The sequence below is a fragment of the Catellatospora sp. NPDC049133 genome, assembly GCF_040648455.1.
Classification (GTDB): Bacteria; Actinomycetota; Actinomycetes; order Mycobacteriales; family Micromonosporaceae; genus Catellatospora; species Catellatospora aurea.
On record NZ_JBEZDT010000013.1, the window covers coordinates 110,721 to 126,445 of the forward strand.

The window sequence follows — 15,725 nt, forward strand, 5'->3', positions numbered from 1 at the left end:
CTCGGTGAAGCTCAGCGACGCAGCCGGTCGGACATCAGCCGGCGGACCGCGTCGGCGTCGCCGTCGCCCGCGTCGAAGCGCATCGGTGTGGTCTCTGCGTAGACCTCGCTCGTCTCGTACGCCCGGTCCTCCAGCTGCACCGCCTCCCAGTCGGCGGCGAGCCGCTCGGCGACGGTGAGGCCGCGCCTGCCGGACAGGAACAGCGTCTCGCCGTCGGAGTTGGCCTGCGCGGCGGCGACCAGGCCGATGCCGGGCACGTAGGAGCGGCGTACCGGCGGGGCGAGCAGCGGGCTGAACTCTTCGACGACCAGGACGTCGTCGTAGCAGATGGCGGGGGCGCAGACCTCGTCGGCGGAGGTCCGGATGACCATGCCGCACTGCAGCAGCCCGATCGCCGGGGCTTCGGCGCGCAGGTACGGCGGCTCGTCGCGGTCCGGGTCGCCGGGTACGACGATCCCGGCCCGTGCGCTCGCGACGCCGGCGATCCAGGTCTCGGGCGCGCCCGCGGGCAGCTCGTTCTCGACCAGCTCCGGGTACTCGCCGAGCTGCCAGATGTTGCCGTGGTCGTCCTGGGCCTGGAAGACGAGCGCGGATTCGACGGCGGCTCCGTCGCGCCAGTCGCGTTGCCAGAGCACCCGGGTCCATACGCCGTCGATGTTCTTGACGAGGTCGGTGGCGGTGAGGACGACCATGTGCGGCAGCAGCGCGCCGCCGTCGTTGGCGACGGCCTGCAGCGTGATCTCGGTGCCGGCCGGCAGCGGCTGGCGGGTGTTGTCGAGGTCGGCGGAGTCGGCGAAGTTCCGCGCCCGGAAGCGGGTCAGCGGCGGGCAGGGCCCGGGCTCCGCGGTCGCGGCCGGGGGCAGCACCGTGGCTGCGGGGCCGGTCGGGGGGTCGGGTGTGGCGTGCGCGGCGACGGGGGTCAGGGTGAGCGTGGCGGCGAGCGCGGCGGCCGACAGCACGCCGTGTCGTGTCCGTCGTGGACGGCTGTCGTCGGTGCGCATGGTCCCGCCCTCCTCGACCAGGAAACCCATTGGGCGCTTTTGCCCCATGTTCGGAGGGTAAGGGCATTCAGCAGGCATCTCCTATCGAGGTCACCCGTCCGCGAACCGGGTTGACCCTGACGTGGCGGGAGGCGGCACCGTCGGAGGTACACCGCTTCACCGGCGACAAAGGAGTGCCATGACCACCGAATCCGCCGCCCGGCCCGCCCCGGGCGTCGACCGCGACATCTACCCGATGCCCGCGTTCGTGAAGTTCGAAGCCGCCGACCTGCCCGCCACGACCAGGTGGTACGAGGCCGCCGGGTTCGTGGTCCTCGCCGCCATGCCCGGTCCCGGCGGCCGGACGGCCCTGGTCCACCTGCGCCGGCAGCGATACCAGGACATCCTGCTCGTGCCCGCGCAGGCCGCTGCGTCCGGCACGGTCCGGATCACGATGGCCGCCGGTGGCGACGACCTGCGGCTGCGAGCCGAAGACCTGGCCGCGGCCGGTGGCGGCACCGTCGCGGGTCCCTCCCCCACGCCGTGGCGCAGCGACGATCTGACGCTGACCGACCCCGACGGCAACGTCGTGGTCCTCACCGAACCGCGGCGGGCCGACATCGACGCCGACGCCGAGTGGTCGCAGATGGTCCGCGACAGCGTCGGCAGGCCTGTCGCCTGACACCCGCCACGCGCGGTCGGCCGGGCGCGACGCCCGGCCGACCGGTCGCCTGCCGCTATCGGCGGACGAGTTCGCCCTTGACCGCTTTCCAGATCTTGGCGGAGTCCGGACCGCCGGGCCACGGCACCATGGGCAGGGTCGTGCGGTAGACCTTGCTTATCCGAAGGCCGGTGGAAGAGGACCGCTGACGGCCGGGAGCAGCGCGACGCAACCCCGGAACCGCCGAGACCTCGCGCTCCCCCGGCACGGCCGTGAACCCACACGTGGTCGCGAAAAAGTACGCTCCCTGTTCCCCCCGGACCCGGCACCGCGGGCGTCCACCAGACCATGGAGTGGCGAAATGCGCGATGACTGGACGCTGCCCGAACCGGGCACACCAGACGACCGGGCGGTGCGGTTCGAGGAGTTCGTCCGAGCCCGGACAGCGTCGCTGTGGCACGCGGCGTACCTGCTGACCGGCGACCGGCACCACGCCGAGGACCTGCTGCAGACAGCCCTGGAACGCACCGCGGTGCGATGGGACCGGCTGGACCGGCCCGAGGCGTATGTGCGCAAGGTCCTCTACACCCAGGCGGTTTCCTGGTGGCGCAGGCGGCAGCGGCGGATCCCGGAGGTGCTCGTCGACGCGACCCCGGAGCCGTCCGCGACCGCGGGCGAGCCGGAGGTGCGGATCGTGCTCGCGCAGGCCCTGCGCCGGCTCACCGCCAGACAGCGCGCGGTCCTGGTGCTGCGCTACTACGAGGACTGCACCGAGGAGGAGACCGCGCGCCTGCTCGGGGTCGCACCCGGCACGGTCAAAAGCCAGACCCGGCACGCCCTGGCAAGACTGCGCCAGCTCGCTCCCGAACTCGCGGGCCTGCTCAGCGACCCGGACGGCGCGCCCGCGACCGGCCACGACGAGAAGGCGGTGACCCGATGAGCCTGCGCGAACAGCTGCGCGCCGTCGCCGAGACGGAGCCGCCGCCGGCGCTGCCGGAGGGCTTCTTCGTCCGGTCGCGCCGCAGGGCACACCGCCGCCGGCTGGCCGGGACCGGGCTGCTCGCGGTCGCGGTCGCCACCGCCGGCCTGGAGCTCGCGCACGGCGGCGGTACCGCCGCGGTCGAGGCCGCTGCCCCCACCGTGCTGCCGGGGCTGGTCGGCGCGGGCCTGGGCGGCCCGCTGGGCTGGGCGCTGCTGGCCGTGCTGCTGATGCTGCTGGCCGTGCTGTGGCGGGACCTGCCGCGCCGGTCGCTGGTACGCCGTCTGGCCGCGGCCGCGGTCGTCGGAGTGCTGCTGATACTGGCCGCACCGCCCGGCACCGCGCTGTGGGGCGAGCCGCGGGGCAGGGTCGGCCTGCCCGACCGGCTCGCCGCACCGGACCAGTGGTGGTCGGTGGCGGAACTACAGCAGTCGCCACCGGGTCCGGTCGCGCTGGTGTACAGCGGCCGGGCCACGCACGGCAACCTGGAGGAAGGCCGGGTGGTCATGCTGGCCGCCGACGGCGACCGCTACCGCGTGCTGGACGTGTTCAGCGACCCGCTCGAACAGCTGGTACACGAGGAGTCGGCCAGCACATGGCCGGTGCTGTCCCCGGACGGCCGGCTGCTGTCGGCGAGCGGCTACGGCGTGTTCGACCTCGTCACCGGAGAACCGGTCACCGGTCCCGTCGCCCGTGCGTGGTCCGCCGACGGCCGGCGCGTCGCCCGAGCGGCGACCGATCCGGCCGACGGCTCGCAGATCGGCTGGCAGGTGGTCGATCGGGCGACGGGGCAGATATTGCGCACCATCCCGTATGAGGAACCGGGTGGCGGCGCCACAGCGGCCCTGTCACCGGACGGGTCGCGTTTCGCCGTCGAGCACCGCGACGGCGTCGAGGTCTATCCCGTGGCGGGCGGCATGCCGGTCGCCTGGCCGCGTGACGGCTGGCGGCTGGGCGACAGCACTGCCTGGAGCCCTGACGGCCGGCTGCTGGCGATGGTGCGCCGCACCGCCTGCGTCGGCTGCGGACAGCCGACGAGCCCGACCGAGATACGGGTCGTCGACGTGGAGACCGGGGCCACGGTCACCGGCGGGGCGTTCGCGCCGCTGCCCGCCGACGTCGCCGTCCGGGTGCAGGGCTGGCGTGCGCCGGACCAGCTCGTGGTGCAGGTCGGCGGGGCAGTCGAGGTGTTCACGCTGGGCCGGGCCACGCCGTCGCGGCTGCTCACCCTGCCCGCCGGTGTGTCGGCGATCGAGATCGCCACGAGCCGGCTGGCGGACCCGCTGCGCCCGGCGGAACCGGCGACCTACGGGCCGCCGAACCTGTTCGTGTGGCTGACGCTCGGCGCCTGCGGCGGACCGGTGCTGCTGGCAGTCGCCGGGGACTGGTGGCTGCGGCGGCGCCGGGTCCGCCGGAGGGAGGAAGCCGCCCAGTGAACAGCGCCGGCGGATCCGCCGCCGACGCTGTCGTTGCGCCCCGGCCTGCCTGCGCCGGCTGCCGTACACCGGACTCACCCGGCAGCGGCCGCCGGCGCGGGCACGCCTAGGCGATGACCACGGCCAGGATCAGGAAGAGGAACGGCAGAACGCCGAACGCCCAGCACACAGCCGCGGTGCCGAGCACCGTCCGGTAGAACCGCCGCGGCCGGGCCGGCTGCAGGACGCGGCCTTCCGCCTCGAGCGCAGCAGCGGCGGCGCTGTCCTCAGGCAGCCGAGGAAACAGCGAGCCCGCCCAGGCGACCACGGCGAGCGCGGGCAGTACCGCGATCAGCCACGCCATGTAGCTGCCCTTGGTGCCTCCGCCGCGGCCGCTGCTGACCTGCGCGGGGACCTCCGCGCCGAGATACCAGGCCAGCAGCCCGACCAGCACCGTGTACGCCAGCACCAGGGCGGCGTTGACCCAGCCCAGCCGCACCGATCGTCCCGCTCTGCGGGCCCAGAACGGGTGCAGCGCCGCGCTGGCGAGCGTGGCGACCGCGAGCGCGGTCAGCAGCACGTACCCGGTGCTCTGCAGGCGCTGGTAGGCGTCGCGCAGCAGCGGGACGTCGTCGGCCAGGGCGCTGAACCAGATCGTCGCGCCGATGGTGATCACGATGACGGCGAGGCTCAGCACCGCGCGCTGATCACCGGCCCGAGGGGATGGGGTGGCAGTCACGGCCGGGATCGTACCCATCAAGGTCACGTGGCCGCCGGGGCGGACGGCCTTGACGACCTGTCCCATAATCTCGCGCATGGCATCACCTGACCTGCCCGTTTCCGACGCCGTACCCGTCAGCGCCACCCACCGGCGGGTCGCATGGACGTTGTTCATCACCGCGGCGACCTTTGCGGTGGCCGGCATCGTCGGTTCGTGGAATCCGTGGCGGCTGGTCCTGCTCGACCGCTGGCTCGACCACGCGCCGATGTTCTGGGTCGCGCTGCCGTTCGGCGTCTATCTCCTGCACCTGCGCTGGCGAGGACACGGCCCGCGCTGGTCGGACCATCCGCGTGACCGCAGCTGGATGGCCTGGACGTGTTTCACCGCGGTGCTGGGGGCCGTCGCCCTGGTGTTCACCGTCGCTTCCTTCTGGTCGGTGCCGAAGGAGCTGGTCCTGGCCGGCTCCGCCGACGGCCGCCACCGGATCGTGCTCGACCAGGACGACGACCGCCTGCTCCTGCGCAGCGTCGACGGCGTGTTCAGCAGGCAGTCCCCGGTGCTCTGCGTGCTCATTCCGGTCAGGGCCGCGTTCGTCTCCGCGGACACGTTCGAGGTTCAGGACGATTTCCTCCCGAACACGCCCCGCCGCTACACCTTCGACCCGGACACGACGCGGATCGTGAGCACCTGCACCACGGCGTCGGCCCGGTAGCCGCTGCGCGGGTGTGCACCGTTCAGCACCGCGCCGAGGGGATGGGGCGGCAGTCAGGGTCACGTCGCCGGCCGTCCAAGGTCAAGCGGCTCCGTGACCTGGCCACCGCTGCGTGATCTACGCTCCGCCGGTGAGCATCAACGGCAACTGGCTGCGGGTGACGCCCGCCGAACTGGCGCGCGCCAAGGACGACCTCGACTGGGCCTATACCCACGCCCAGGACCTGTCCGATGACGCAGACCGGGTGCACAGCACCGGCAAAGCGTGGCACTCCCTGGACTACCCGCTGTTCCGGCGCGGCTTGAGCATTCCGATCGTGTCCGGGGCCGAGCAGTTCATCGACGAGTCGGTGGGTGAGGTCGTCAACGAGCACGGTTTCCTCGCCTGGGAGGTCGACTGGGGTTACGGGCCGCCTCGCTACCTCACGCCCGAGCAGGTCGCCGCCGCGGCCGCCGAACTCGCCGACATCACCGAGGACGACCTGATCCGCGACGTCGACCAGGCAGAACTGGTGCAGGCCGAGATCTACCCCGACATCTGGGACCGGCCCGGCGAGCTGGCCTGGACGGCCCACTGCCTGCCCGAGGTCAAGCAGTTCTTCGCCCTGGCTGCCAAGGAGGGCGACGCGATCATCTGCTGGCTGGACTGACCGTCTCGCCGCCGGAACTGTCGGACACCGTCCGGAGTCGACCCGACGCCTCAGCATGGCCCAGCGGCGGCTGTCCAGTCCCCGGAACCCAGCCGCGGGCGGCACCAGCCCGAGCAAGGTTGCCGAACCGGCGCAGCCGGCCGGGGCGGTGTCTCCCATCGCACCACCCCGGCCGGGTCTCCGCTACTTCTTGCTCACGCTCAGCACGATCAGGGTGTCGACGCTGACCATCGTGCCGGCCTTCTCCGACTGCTTCTTGACGGTCCAGTTCGCCCTGATGATGACGAGGGTGTCGTCCGGGTCGAGCGATCCGAAGTCGATCTTCGTGAAGCCGAGCTTCCGCAGCTTGTCCTCGGCGACCGCCGCGTTGACACCGACGAGGTTCGGCATCTTGACCGTGGCCGGGCTCGGCGACGGGGACGGTGACGGCGAGGCGCTCGGCGACGGGCTCGCCGAAGGTGACGCGACGACCCCCGCGGGCGTCGCGGCGGCGGAGGCGGCACTGGCCGAAGGGCTCGCGCCGGGCTTGTCGTCGCCGGTGACGGCGACGACGACGCCGATGACGCAGCAGAGCAGCAGGATGACGACTGCGGCGATGATGCCGATGACGACGGCGAGACTCAGGCCCTTCTTGGGGGCCGGGTTCATGGCAGGTGGAATGGTCATGACCAGATGATCAACGTAGTCATGGGAGCGCGCACTCCCCTCTTCGGATCACGAAGATCATGCACGGAGGGTGAACGCCGCCGTGGTGGTGCCCGCCTCATTCCGTAAGGAGAAAAGATTATGAACGAAACGTTAAGTCGACTCGTCCACTGAACCGAACCCGCTGGTGGAGGGGCTGTCCTGGGCATGGATCAGTGCCGCGGACACCCGTCTATGCCGCCGTCACGCCACAGCGGACACCGACCCGGCACCCGACCAGCGCTCACGCCGCGTCGTGGATCGACGGGCCGAGCACCCCTGCGGGGTCACGATATGCACGTGCCAGCAACGTGACCCAGTCGTAGATCGCGGTCTCGTTCGGAGCGAGCGGCCCCGGCGTGCAGTGCGGCGAGGACAGGCCGCGCTGCACCGACTCGCACGCCGCCCAGTCCTGCCGGTTGGTGACGTCCCAGAACTCGACCGCGTACGACGGGTCGGTGACGGTGTCGTCGAAGAGCCACAGGCATTCGACCTCGGTGCGGTCGGGTGCGAGCGGGGTCATCCGGTGCGCCATGACGTAGTCGGGGTGCAGCGACAGCAGCACGTTCGGGAACAGGCCCAGGTATCGCACGGTGCGCCGGTCGACGCCGTCGAGCATCACCCCGCGCGAGCGCCCGTCGAGGGACATCGTCTCGGCGTGTTCGCGCAGTTCCATGGACCCGCCGAGCCAGTGGCCGGGTTCGTGCCAGTTGTCGCCGGAGTTCGGCGGGGTGACCGCGCACAGCTCCGGGTGGATCAGCGGGCAGTGGTAGCACTCGTGGTAGTTCTCCGCGATGACCTTCCAGTTCGCGGCGACCTCGTAGCGGTGCACGGCCTTGACCGTCAGCTTCTCCGGCGCGTACGGCGCGACCAGCGCGTCGAGGGTGCCCAGGTGCTGCTCGAACGGCATCGCGGTGCCGGTCGCGTTGACGAACACCCAGCCGTGCCAGTCGACGGCGGGCAGCTCGACCAGGCCGAACTGTCTGGCGGGGAAGTCGTCGCCCATGCGGGGCGCGGTCTTCAGCGCGCCGTCGAGGTCGTAGGACCAGCCGTGGTACGGGCACACGATCGACCGGCGTTCGCAGGCGCCGCCGTCGGGCAGCAGTTCGTGGCCGCGGTGGCGGCACACGTTCGCGAACGCCCGTACCCCCTGGTCGGAGACGGTGACCACGACGGCGACGTCGCCGACGGTCACGGCGTGCTGGTTGCCGCCCGCGGCCAGCTGCGCCCGCCGGCCCAGGCACGTCCACGAACCGGCGAACAGGTGCCGCCGCTCCCACGCCAGGACCGCCGGGTCGGTGTAGGCCTGCACGGGCAGCATCCGGGAGGTCCCGAACGGGCGCAGCGCCGCGTCGAGACCGTCGGCGGGCAGCGGTGCGGCGGTCATCGCCGGCCCCTGCGGCCGGTGTCGCGCATGACCTGCCGGACCACGTTGCGGCCCGGGATACCGGTGACTCCGCCACCCCCGTGTGTGGCGGATCCGGCCTGGTAGAGGCCCTTGATCGGGGTACGCAGATCCGCGTAGCCGGCTGCGGGACGGCAGTGGAACATCTGCCCCGGGGTCAGCTCGCCGTGGAAGATGTTGCCGCCGACCAGGCCGTACTCGTGCTCCATCTCGTGCGGGCCGATGATCTGACGCCCGATGACCGAGTCGGTGAACCCGGGCGCGACCGCCTCCATCCGCGCGACGAGGCGGTCGGCGTAGGCGTCGAGTTCGGCGGTGTGCGGCTGCGCGGCCCAGGTGTGCGGCACCCACTGGGTGAACATGCTGACCACGTGCTTGCGCTGGGTGACATCGCTCGTGTCCGAGCCTGGCGCGAGCGTCGGGTCGAACACCGACGGGATGCACACGTCGGCGAACGGCAGCGTCGCCGCTCTGCCGGCGGCGGCCTCCTGGAACGCGGTCTCCACGTCGTCGAGGGACTCCGACAGCACGATCGTGCCGCCGTACACCGCCGGGTCGAACTCGGGGTGGCTGGCGAACGTCGGCAGCCGGTCCACCGCGAAGTTGACCTTCACGGTGCCGGAGCGGGTCTGCCACGACTCGATGTCGGCGACGAAGTCACCGGGCAGGTCGGCGCGGTCCATCAGCCGCAGGAACGAGATCTTCGGATGCGCGGTGGTGATCACCGTGGGGGCGGTGAGCTGCTCGCCCGATTCCAGGGTCACGCCGGTGACCCGGCCGCCGGTGGTGTCGATGCGGGCCACGGCGGCCTCGGTGCGGATCTCCGCCCCGAAGGACTTCGCGGAGGCGGCCATCGCGGCGGTGACCCCGCCCATGCCGCCGCGCGGGAAGCCCCATGCCGCGGACTGGCCGCCGGTCTGGTCCAGGTGGTGGTGCAGGGTGACGAACGCCGTTCCGGCGCTGCGCGGCCCGCCCCAGGTGCCGATGACGCCCGACACCGACAGCAGGCCCCGCATGGCGTCGGACTCGAACCGGTCCTCGACCAGGTCGGCGACGCTGGCGGTGAACAGCCGGGTCAGGTCGAACGCGGCCCGGACGTCGACGTTGCGCAGGGTCTTGAGCAGCGCCGCCTGGCCGAGCAGGTCGCCGGGGCGCTTGGAGCCGAGCTTCGGCGGGATGGCGTCCAGCAGCGGGCCGACCTTCGCGCCGAGCCCGCCCAGCCAGGACTCCCAGCGCTCGTAGGCGTCGGCGTCGGCCTTGGAGAACTTGGAGATCTCCTCGTGGCGGCGCCGCGGGTCGGACGCCAGGTGCAGGTGGCGGCCGTCGCGGCGGGGCGCGAAGTAGGGGCCCTGCTCGTACACGTGGTAGCCGTGCTCGGCCAGGCGCAGGTCGCGCACCATGTCCGGCGGGAGCAGGCTGACCACGTACGACAGGGAGGTGACGAGGAAGTCGGGGCCGAACGGGCGCTCGGACACGGCCGCGCCGCCGACGGTGTGGCGGCGTTCCAGCACGACCACCCGCCGCCCGGCCCGCGCGAGGTACGCCGCGGCGACGAGTCCGTTGTGCCCACCACCGATGATGATCACGTCATGCGTCACGCTGAGAGTTTGACTGACTGACCACTCAGTTGGGAAGACCCAATTTCACCATGCGGTATTCATTACCATCGGTATCGGGAAGATCGTGACCAGGGCGCGCCCGGCCGGACGGCGGCGCGCCCGGCCGGAACCGACCGCAGCCCTACAGCAGGTTGCCGCAGGAGACCCGCGCCCGGGGACCGTCGCCCTCCGGTAGCTGGAGGACCACCACGGTGTCCACACCCGCCAACTCCTTGACCGGCTCCAGCATCGCGCAGTCGAACTCCGGCGCGGCGAAGTCGGCCAGCAGCGATCCGGGCAGGTCGTCGGCGGTGATCGTCTCGAGCAGGTCCGGGGCGTCCTTGAACTGGTCCTTGAAGTTCTGGAACGACTGCTCCCCGCTCTCGTACCGCACCGCCTCCACCGGGTCGAGGCCGGCCAGCGCGGACTGCACGGTCTCCCGCTGCTGTGCGGTGATGTCGCGCTCCAGGTAGACGCTGACCTGGTACCGATGCTCAGGTTCGTTCCAGCCCGTGAACACGATCACGGCCGTGGCGACCAGAGCCCCGACCAGCACAGAGGCGACGACGACTACCGGCAGGAACCAACCGCGCCGGCGGGGCGGCTCCCCGGTGGGGTCGGCCGGCTCAGCCGGCGGCGGCGAATCCACGGACGGACTGTCGATCGAGTCGGACATGGCCACCAGTTCTACCAGCATCGCACTGCTCTCGGAGCCCTGATACACCGAATCCGCTGCGGGACAGCGCCCACGGTGCCGTGCCACCGGCACCGCTGGACCGCCCCCGACCTGCGCTGACCCACCACCGAACCGGTCGGCCGTGGCCGGTGTCAGCTGGGATCGAAGACGCGAGGTCCCCGCTGAGCGGCGACATCGACGAACGCGCTCGCCCGCGGGGACAGGTCACCGGAGCGCCAGAACAGGGCCCACTCGGTGATCGGCGCGTCCTCGACCGGCAGGAGCACGATGCCCGGGTGGGAGTAGTAGCGGGCGTAGTGCGAGCCCAGCGGCGCGAGCGCCTGCCGGGTCGCCACGGTGTGCAGCACCTCGTGAAAGGTCTTGACCACGGGTCCCGCACGCGTCGGCGTGCCGTCGGGGGCGGCCGCGGTCCGCCCGAAGTGCAGTTCCTCGGCCAGGGTCAAGAAGATCTCGATGTCCCGTGATTCCACCCGCACCCCGCCTCTCGCGCAGCGCCGCCGTCGTTGCCGCAGGCGGCCAGGCTACTCAAACGCCCATGGCTGCGGCACCGACCGCGGCGACGACAACCGCCGATGCCCGCCACGGCGTTCACCACCGAGCAGGCACGCCGGGACGGGTGCTCCGGCCGACCAGGAAGCGGTGACCGTGTACCAGCAGCCGGCCTCCAGCACGACCGCGGTGATCGACCTCGGCGCGGGCTGGCGGCAGCAGCCGTCCGAACGCGACCAACCCGGCACGCGCACCCTGCTGCGGCCGGTCGCCGCCGCCGTCGCGGCCGTCCTGGTGTTCGTGCTCGGCGGTGCGGTGCCCGCACGCCTGCTGCGGGAGCTGGCCGCCATCGCGTTCACCGCGCAGGGCGACTTCCAGATCGTCGATGATCTGCTGCTGGTACGCGACGCGGACCGGCTCGCCGGATACCGGCTCGACGACGGCGCACAGGCCTGGAGCATGCCGCTGCCCGGGGCCGCGGGCAGCGGCATGACGCCCACCGCGGCCGTGCCCGGCATGATCCTGACGGAGATGCAGGACCGGGCCACGGGCGGCCGGACCACCTACGCGATCGACGTCGTCGCCGGTGTGATCCGCTGGCAGGACGGGCTGCCCGTGACCGCGCTCGGTGAGGTGGCAGTCGCGATCTGGTCGACCGGCCAGGACCGGACCTCGATGCAGGTCACCGTCCGGGACCTGCGCACCGGGCAGCCGCGCTGGGACATGCGGGAGGTGCTGCCGGCGATCGACTTCTCGGCCACCGTCGGCGGCCGGGGTCCGATACCGATCTGGACGCTGGGGCGCGCCGGCGAGCTGACCGAGCGTGACCTGCGCGACGGGACGGTGCTGCGCCGGCATCGGCTGGACCTGGGCGGGGCCGTGCCCACCGACCTGAACGTCCTCGGCGACGAGCTGACCCTCGAGACGGTGCTCGGCGGCGTGAAGTCGACTGCCCGGTACACCACCGCCGACCTCGCACCTGTCGTGGTCACCGCACCGTACGTGTTCCGCACCGACTGCGGCGCGCACTGGTGCACGTCGTCGCTGCCGACGACCGACGAGGCATCCTCGAACACGGTCGCGATCGTCGACAAGGCCACCGGCGAGGTGCGCCGAAGCTTCGCCAACGGCAGCACCGTCGTGCCGACACCGCTCGGGCTGCTGGTGGCCGGGCCGCAGCCGCGCGGGAACGGGCTTCCGGTCCTCGCGCTGCTCGACGCGGCGACCGCCCGGCCGCTGGCCGACCTCACCGGCTGGGACCTGCACATGGGCCCGGCCACGTCGGTGACGGTGCTGATCCGGGGCAAGGACAATCGGCAGGTCGGGTGGCTGACGCCGGGCGGCGTCGAACTGACCCAGCTGCCCGCGGCCGTGCCCGTGAGCCGGTGCGCGTTCGCACCGCGGATCGTCGTGTGCCCGGGCGACGCCGGCGGCCTGACCCTGTGGCGGGTGACCGGCTGATCCGCCGGAGAGGGCTGCGGACCGGCCGGCACCGTGTAGGGCGGTGCCGGCCGGTCCGGTCCGGGCTCAGCCGATGTCGGCCTGCGGCCCGGCGTACGCGCGGAGCAGGTTGGGCACGTCTGCGGCCGCGTCGAGGGTGTGGACCGCAGGGCGCGCAGCACGGTCAACGCCAGGTCGAGGCGGGCGCGCATGCGCTGAACCCGGACGGCGGTGTGCGCCGGGCTCAGCGACAGCGCGGCGGCGACCTCGGCGCGCGACATGGTCCCGGCGACCTCCTGCGACCACAGCGCCAGGGTCTGCCGTTCGGCCGGGTTGAGGAAGCCGGTGGCCTGGGCGATCAGGCGCAGTTCACGGTCGACGTCGACGCGGTCCTCGGCGAGGGCGGCGACGTCGGTGTCGGGGTCGGGTGGTTCGGGCAGGTCCGGGCCGAGGTCGAGCGGCCGGGCGGCGCGGGCGCGCTGGCGGGCCAGGCGGCGGGCGCGTTCCTGGATCTGGCTGACCGCGATGGACACCAGCCAGGGCTTGAACCCGGCGGCGTCGCGCAGTCCGCGCAGGTGCCGGACCGCGCGCAGCATCGTCTCCTGCACGACGTCGTCGACGTCGGGGTCGGCGCCCAGGGCGCGGCGGACCACCGCGTACACCAGGGGCAGGTGGTCGCCGAGCAGGGACTCCAGGGCATGCCGGTCGCCTGCGCGGGCGGCGGCCACGCGCGCGGCATCCGCCGTCGGGGACAAGGCGACTCCTACGCGGATCGCGACCGGGTCCAGGCCGGTCGGCACGTGCCCGACATGGTGACACCCATGAATGTTCGCTGTAAAGCCAAACCAATGAACGAGCCCCGCGGAGGACACGACCCGACGTCACGCCCGCCCGCAGGGCCCCGGCCTGGTCAGGGGACGGGCTGTGGCGGAGCCTCCCCCACATACCGCGAGTCAGGTCGGATGATCTTCGAGTCCTCTGCCTGCTCCAGCACGTTGGCGCACCAGCCGATGACGCGGCTGACGGCGAACGTCGGGGTGAACATCTCCCGCGGCAGCCCGCAGAGCTCCATCACCACACCCGCGTAGTACTCGACGTTGGTGTGCAGCTCACGGCCGGGCTTGAGCTCGGCCAGCAGCGCCAGCACGCGGGCTTCGACCGCGACCGCGAAGTCGACGAGGTCGCCGCCGAGTTCCCGGGCGATGCCCCGCAGCAGGCGCGATCGGGGGTCCTCGGTGCGGTAGATCGGATGCCCGAAACCCATGATCCGCTCGCCGGACAGGATGCGGGCGCGCAGCCAGTCGTCGGCGCGGTCCACCGAGCCGATCGCGTCCAGCGTGTCCAGCGCCCGGCTGGGCGCGCCCCCGTGCAGCGGGCCGGACAGCGCGCCGAGTGCGCCGCCGATGCACGCGTACAGGTCGGCGCCGGTGGAGGCGATGACCCGGGCGGTGAAGGTGGAGGCGTTGAAGCCATGGTCGACAGTCGCGATGAGGTACTGCTCGATCGCGCGGGCGTGCACGTCGGACGGTTCCCGACCGGTGATCATGTAGAGGTAGTTCGCGGCGTGCGGCAGGTCGTCGCGCGGGGCGAGCGGCTGAAGGCCGAGGCGCAGGCGGTACAGCGCGGCCAGCAGCGTGGGGGTCATCGCGCACAGGCGCATCGCCTGGGCGCGTCGCTCGGCGGCCGACGTGTCGTAGAGCGGGCGTGCGCCCGAGGCCAGGCCGGCCACGGCCAGGGCCGCGCGCAGGCCGCCCATCGGGTCCACTGCCGAGCTAGCGGCGGCGATCGAGGGCAGGGCGGCCATGACCGCGTCGGGGATGTGCCGCAGCGGCGCGATCTCCGCCGGCAGCGCGGCCGGGTCGGGCGGCAGCGCGCCGTCGACCAGCAGCGCCCAGACGTCTTCGAGCGTCCGGCGGCCGGCGAGGTCGATCGCCGAGTACTGCCGGTAGTGGTAGAAGCCTTCGCGTCCGCGGACGTGGCCGATCGTGGTGTCGGTGACCACTACTCCGGCGAGCCCGCGCGGGACGGTGACGGTGTCAGTCATGCCAGCAGAGTCGCCCCGCGATCGACTGCCGGTCAACGTTGATTCAGTCAATGTGAGACCATGCCCACATGGCCGAGGAACAGCTGCTCACCACCGCCGAAGTCGCACAGCGCCTGCGCATCAAACCCGAGACGATCTACGCGTACGTGAGCCGCGGACTGTTGACCAGGGTCAAGGTTCCCGGCGAACGGATCAGCCGGTACCGCCTGTCCGACGTCGAACGGCTCGCCTCGCGCAACCAGGCCACCCGGCCCGACCGCGACGCCGCCCCGGCGATGCGCACGGCGATCACCCTGATCGCGTACGGGCGGCTGTTCTATCGGGGCCGTGCCGCCGCCGACCTGACCGACACCCCGTTCGAGCAGGTCGCCGACTGGCTCTGGACCGGCCGGATGGGTGCGCCGAGGTTCGAGGCGCCGCCGGAGACGCTGCGGCGGGCACGCGAGGCGAGCGGGCATCTCCCGCCGCACGCCCGGCTGTTCGACCGGCTGCCCGTCGTGGTCGCCGTCGCGGCCGCGACGGATCCGCTGCGGTTCGACCTCGCCCCGGACACGGTCGCGGCGCAGGCGCCGGGCCTGCTGTCCACGATGGTCGACGCGCTGCCCGCGCAGGGCGCACCCGCGGACGGCACGCTCGCCGCCCGGCTCTGGTCACGGCTGACCGCCGCACCCGCCGAACCGGCCGGCCTGCGGGCCTTGAACGCGGCCCTCGTCCTGCTCGCCGACCACGACCTGGCCGCCTCGACCATCGCCGTACGCGTCGCCGCCTCGACGCGGGCCAACCCCTACGCGGCGGTGTCGGCGGGCCTCGGCGCGCTGGACGGCCCGATGCACGGCGCACTCGGCGCGAGGGTGTACCGCATGATCGAGGCGGCCCGGCGCGACGGTGCCGCCGCGGCGGTGGCCGAGCAGCTGCGGGTCGGTCGCCTGCCCGGATTCGGGCAGGCGCTGTACGCCGAGGGCGACCCCCGGGCCGCCGCCCTGCTCGACCTGACACCCATGCCGGACGACCTGCGGGCGACCCTCGACGACCTCGTGGCGACCGCACCCACGCGACCGAACATCGACTTCGCGGTGGCCGCGCTGGCCCACGCCACCGGCATGGGTCCGGACGCGACCGAGGTCGTCTTCGCCATCGCCCGGACCGCGGGGTGGATCGCGCACGCGATCGAGGAGTACGCCCAGCCGCCTCACCGCTTCCGGTGGAGCAGCGGGTACACCGGCCCGACACCGTCGCGCACCGACGGCTGAG

At 72.7% G+C, this 15,725-nt stretch carries 15 protein-coding genes and 1 pseudogene; 7 read left to right on the forward strand and 9 right to left on the reverse strand.

The window, feature by feature from the left end; translation table 11 throughout:
* Positions 1–11: 11 nt before the first annotated feature.
* On the reverse strand, positions 12–1,049 hold the full coding sequence (locus AB0B35_RS16990) for a hypothetical protein (protein WP_361046075.1): 1,038 nt from the start codon (positions 1,047–1,049) through the stop codon (positions 12–14).
* A 130-nt stretch (positions 1,050–1,179) separates the two neighbouring features.
* Here AB0B35_RS16990 and AB0B35_RS16995 point away from each other — a divergent pair, with 130 nt between their 5' ends.
* The 3 genes from AB0B35_RS16995 to AB0B35_RS17005 all read left to right on the forward strand — a co-directional run bounded on the left by AB0B35_RS16995 (position 1,180) and on the right by AB0B35_RS17005 (position 4,056).
* Positions 1,180–1,662 carry a VOC family protein gene (locus AB0B35_RS16995; RefSeq protein ID WP_361046077.1) on the forward strand — a complete coding sequence of 161 codons (483 nt, stop codon included), beginning with the start codon at positions 1,180–1,182 and terminating at the stop codon, positions 1,660–1,662.
* 340 nt (positions 1,663–2,002) lie between these two features.
* Entirely contained in the window at positions 2,003–2,581 is a 579-nt protein-coding gene (locus AB0B35_RS17000; RefSeq protein ID WP_361046080.1) for a SigE family RNA polymerase sigma factor, read from the forward strand.
* On the forward strand, positions 2,578–4,056 hold the full coding sequence (locus AB0B35_RS17005) for a hypothetical protein (protein ID WP_361046082.1): 1,479 nt from the start codon (positions 2,578–2,580) through the stop codon (positions 4,054–4,056). Before AB0B35_RS17000 ends, AB0B35_RS17005 begins: the two co-directional genes overlap by 4 nt.
* A gap of 106 nt (positions 4,057–4,162) precedes the next feature.
* Here AB0B35_RS17005 and AB0B35_RS17010 read toward each other — a convergent pair whose 3' ends face one another.
* Entirely contained in the window at positions 4,163–4,774 is a 612-nt protein-coding gene (locus tag AB0B35_RS17010; RefSeq protein ID WP_361046085.1) for a hypothetical protein, read from the reverse strand.
* 76 nt (positions 4,775–4,850) lie between these two features.
* Between AB0B35_RS17010 and AB0B35_RS17015 the strand changes: the two genes are divergently transcribed.
* Together AB0B35_RS17015 and AB0B35_RS17020 are read left to right on the forward strand one after the other, a co-directional pair.
* Positions 4,851–5,468 carry a hypothetical protein gene (locus AB0B35_RS17015; protein WP_361046088.1) on the forward strand — a complete coding sequence of 206 codons (618 nt, stop codon included), beginning with the start codon at positions 4,851–4,853 and terminating at the stop codon, positions 5,466–5,468.
* Between the two features lie 130 nt (positions 5,469–5,598).
* Positions 5,599–6,117 carry a YfbM family protein gene (locus tag AB0B35_RS17020; RefSeq protein ID WP_361046090.1) on the forward strand — a complete coding sequence of 173 codons (519 nt, stop codon included), beginning with the start codon at positions 5,599–5,601 and terminating at the stop codon, positions 6,115–6,117.
* A 183-nt stretch (positions 6,118–6,300) separates the two neighbouring features.
* Here the strand turns inward: AB0B35_RS17020 and AB0B35_RS17025 are convergent, their stop codons facing one another.
* From AB0B35_RS17025 to AB0B35_RS17045, 5 genes are all read right to left on the reverse strand, one after another.
* Positions 6,301–6,783, reverse strand: a complete 483-nt coding sequence (locus tag AB0B35_RS17025) for a PASTA domain-containing protein (RefSeq protein ID WP_361046093.1) — start codon at positions 6,781–6,783, stop codon at positions 6,301–6,303.
* Between the two features lie 262 nt (positions 6,784–7,045).
* A complete protein-coding gene (locus AB0B35_RS17030) occupies positions 7,046–8,188 on the reverse strand; it encodes an aromatic ring-hydroxylating dioxygenase subunit alpha (protein ID WP_361046095.1) in 1,143 nt (380 codons plus the stop codon).
* Positions 8,185–9,804 carry an NAD(P)/FAD-dependent oxidoreductase gene (locus AB0B35_RS17035; RefSeq protein ID WP_361046098.1) on the reverse strand — a complete coding sequence of 540 codons (1,620 nt, stop codon included), beginning with the start codon at positions 9,802–9,804 and terminating at the stop codon, positions 8,185–8,187. Before AB0B35_RS17035 ends, AB0B35_RS17030 begins: the two co-directional genes overlap by 4 nt.
* Before the next feature lie 142 nt (positions 9,805–9,946).
* Positions 9,947–10,501: a permease-like cell division protein FtsX gene (locus AB0B35_RS17040; protein WP_361046101.1), complete on the reverse strand. Its 555-nt coding sequence runs from the start codon at positions 10,499–10,501 to the stop codon at positions 9,947–9,949.
* 131 nt (positions 10,502–10,632) lie between these two features.
* On the reverse strand, positions 10,633–10,971 hold the full coding sequence (locus AB0B35_RS17045; protein WP_361046103.1) for a hypothetical protein: 339 nt from the start codon (positions 10,969–10,971) through the stop codon (positions 10,633–10,635).
* Positions 10,972–11,140: 169 nt separating this feature from the next.
* Between AB0B35_RS17045 and AB0B35_RS17050 the strand changes: the two genes are divergently transcribed.
* A complete protein-coding gene (locus tag AB0B35_RS17050) occupies positions 11,141–12,451 on the forward strand; it encodes a hypothetical protein (RefSeq protein ID WP_361046106.1) in 1,311 nt (436 codons plus the stop codon).
* Positions 12,452–12,633: 182 nt separating this feature from the next.
* Here the strand turns inward: AB0B35_RS17050 and AB0B35_RS17055 are convergent.
* Together AB0B35_RS17055 and AB0B35_RS17060 are read right to left on the reverse strand one after the other, a co-directional pair.
* Positions 12,634–13,302, reverse strand: a pseudogene (locus AB0B35_RS17055) (sigma-70 family RNA polymerase sigma factor); the annotation flags it as partial.
* 38 nt (positions 13,303–13,340) lie between these two features.
* The gene (locus AB0B35_RS17060; RefSeq protein ID WP_361046107.1) at positions 13,341–14,474 is read right to left on the reverse strand and encodes a citrate synthase; all 1,134 of its coding nucleotides are present in this window, start codon (positions 14,472–14,474) and stop codon (positions 13,341–13,343) included.
* Positions 14,475–14,542: 68 nt separating this feature from the next.
* Here AB0B35_RS17060 and AB0B35_RS17065 point away from each other — a divergent pair, with 68 nt between their 5' ends.
* Positions 14,543–15,724: a citrate synthase gene (locus AB0B35_RS17065; RefSeq protein WP_361046110.1), complete on the forward strand. Its 1,182-nt coding sequence runs from the start codon at positions 14,543–14,545 to the stop codon at positions 15,722–15,724.
* Position 15,725 lies beyond the last annotated feature (1 nt).

Excerpts from the sequence above, each read along its gene's own strand:
- AB0B35_RS17025 (WP_361046093.1), bottom strand. The coding sequence starts at position 6,783 with ATGACCATTCCACCTGCCATGAACCCGGCCCCCAAGAAGGGCCTGAGT.
- AB0B35_RS16990 (WP_361046075.1), bottom strand. The coding sequence starts at position 1,049 with ATGGGGCAAAAGCGCCCAATGGGTTTCCTGGTCGAGGAGGGCGGGACC.
- AB0B35_RS17005 (WP_361046082.1), top strand. The coding sequence starts at position 2,578 with ATGAGCCTGCGCGAACAGCTGCGCGCCGTCGCCGAGACGGAGCCGCCG.
- AB0B35_RS17060 (WP_361046107.1), bottom strand. The coding sequence starts at position 14,474 with ATGACTGACACCGTCACCGTCCCGCGCGGGCTCGCCGGAGTAGTGGTC.
- AB0B35_RS17040 (WP_361046101.1), bottom strand. The coding sequence starts at position 10,501 with ATGCTGGTAGAACTGGTGGCCATGTCCGACTCGATCGACAGTCCGTCC.
- AB0B35_RS17000 (WP_361046080.1), top strand. The coding sequence starts at position 2,003 with ATGCGCGATGACTGGACGCTGCCCGAACCGGGCACACCAGACGACCGG.
- AB0B35_RS17015 (WP_361046088.1), top strand. The coding sequence starts at position 4,851 with ATGGCATCACCTGACCTGCCCGTTTCCGACGCCGTACCCGTCAGCGCC.
- AB0B35_RS17030 (WP_361046095.1), bottom strand. The coding sequence starts at position 8,188 with ATGACCGCCGCACCGCTGCCCGCCGACGGTCTCGACGCGGCGCTGCGC.
- AB0B35_RS17065 (WP_361046110.1), top strand. The coding sequence starts at position 14,543 with ATGGCCGAGGAACAGCTGCTCACCACCGCCGAAGTCGCACAGCGCCTG.
- AB0B35_RS16995 (WP_361046077.1), top strand. The coding sequence starts at position 1,180 with ATGACCACCGAATCCGCCGCCCGGCCCGCCCCGGGCGTCGACCGCGAC.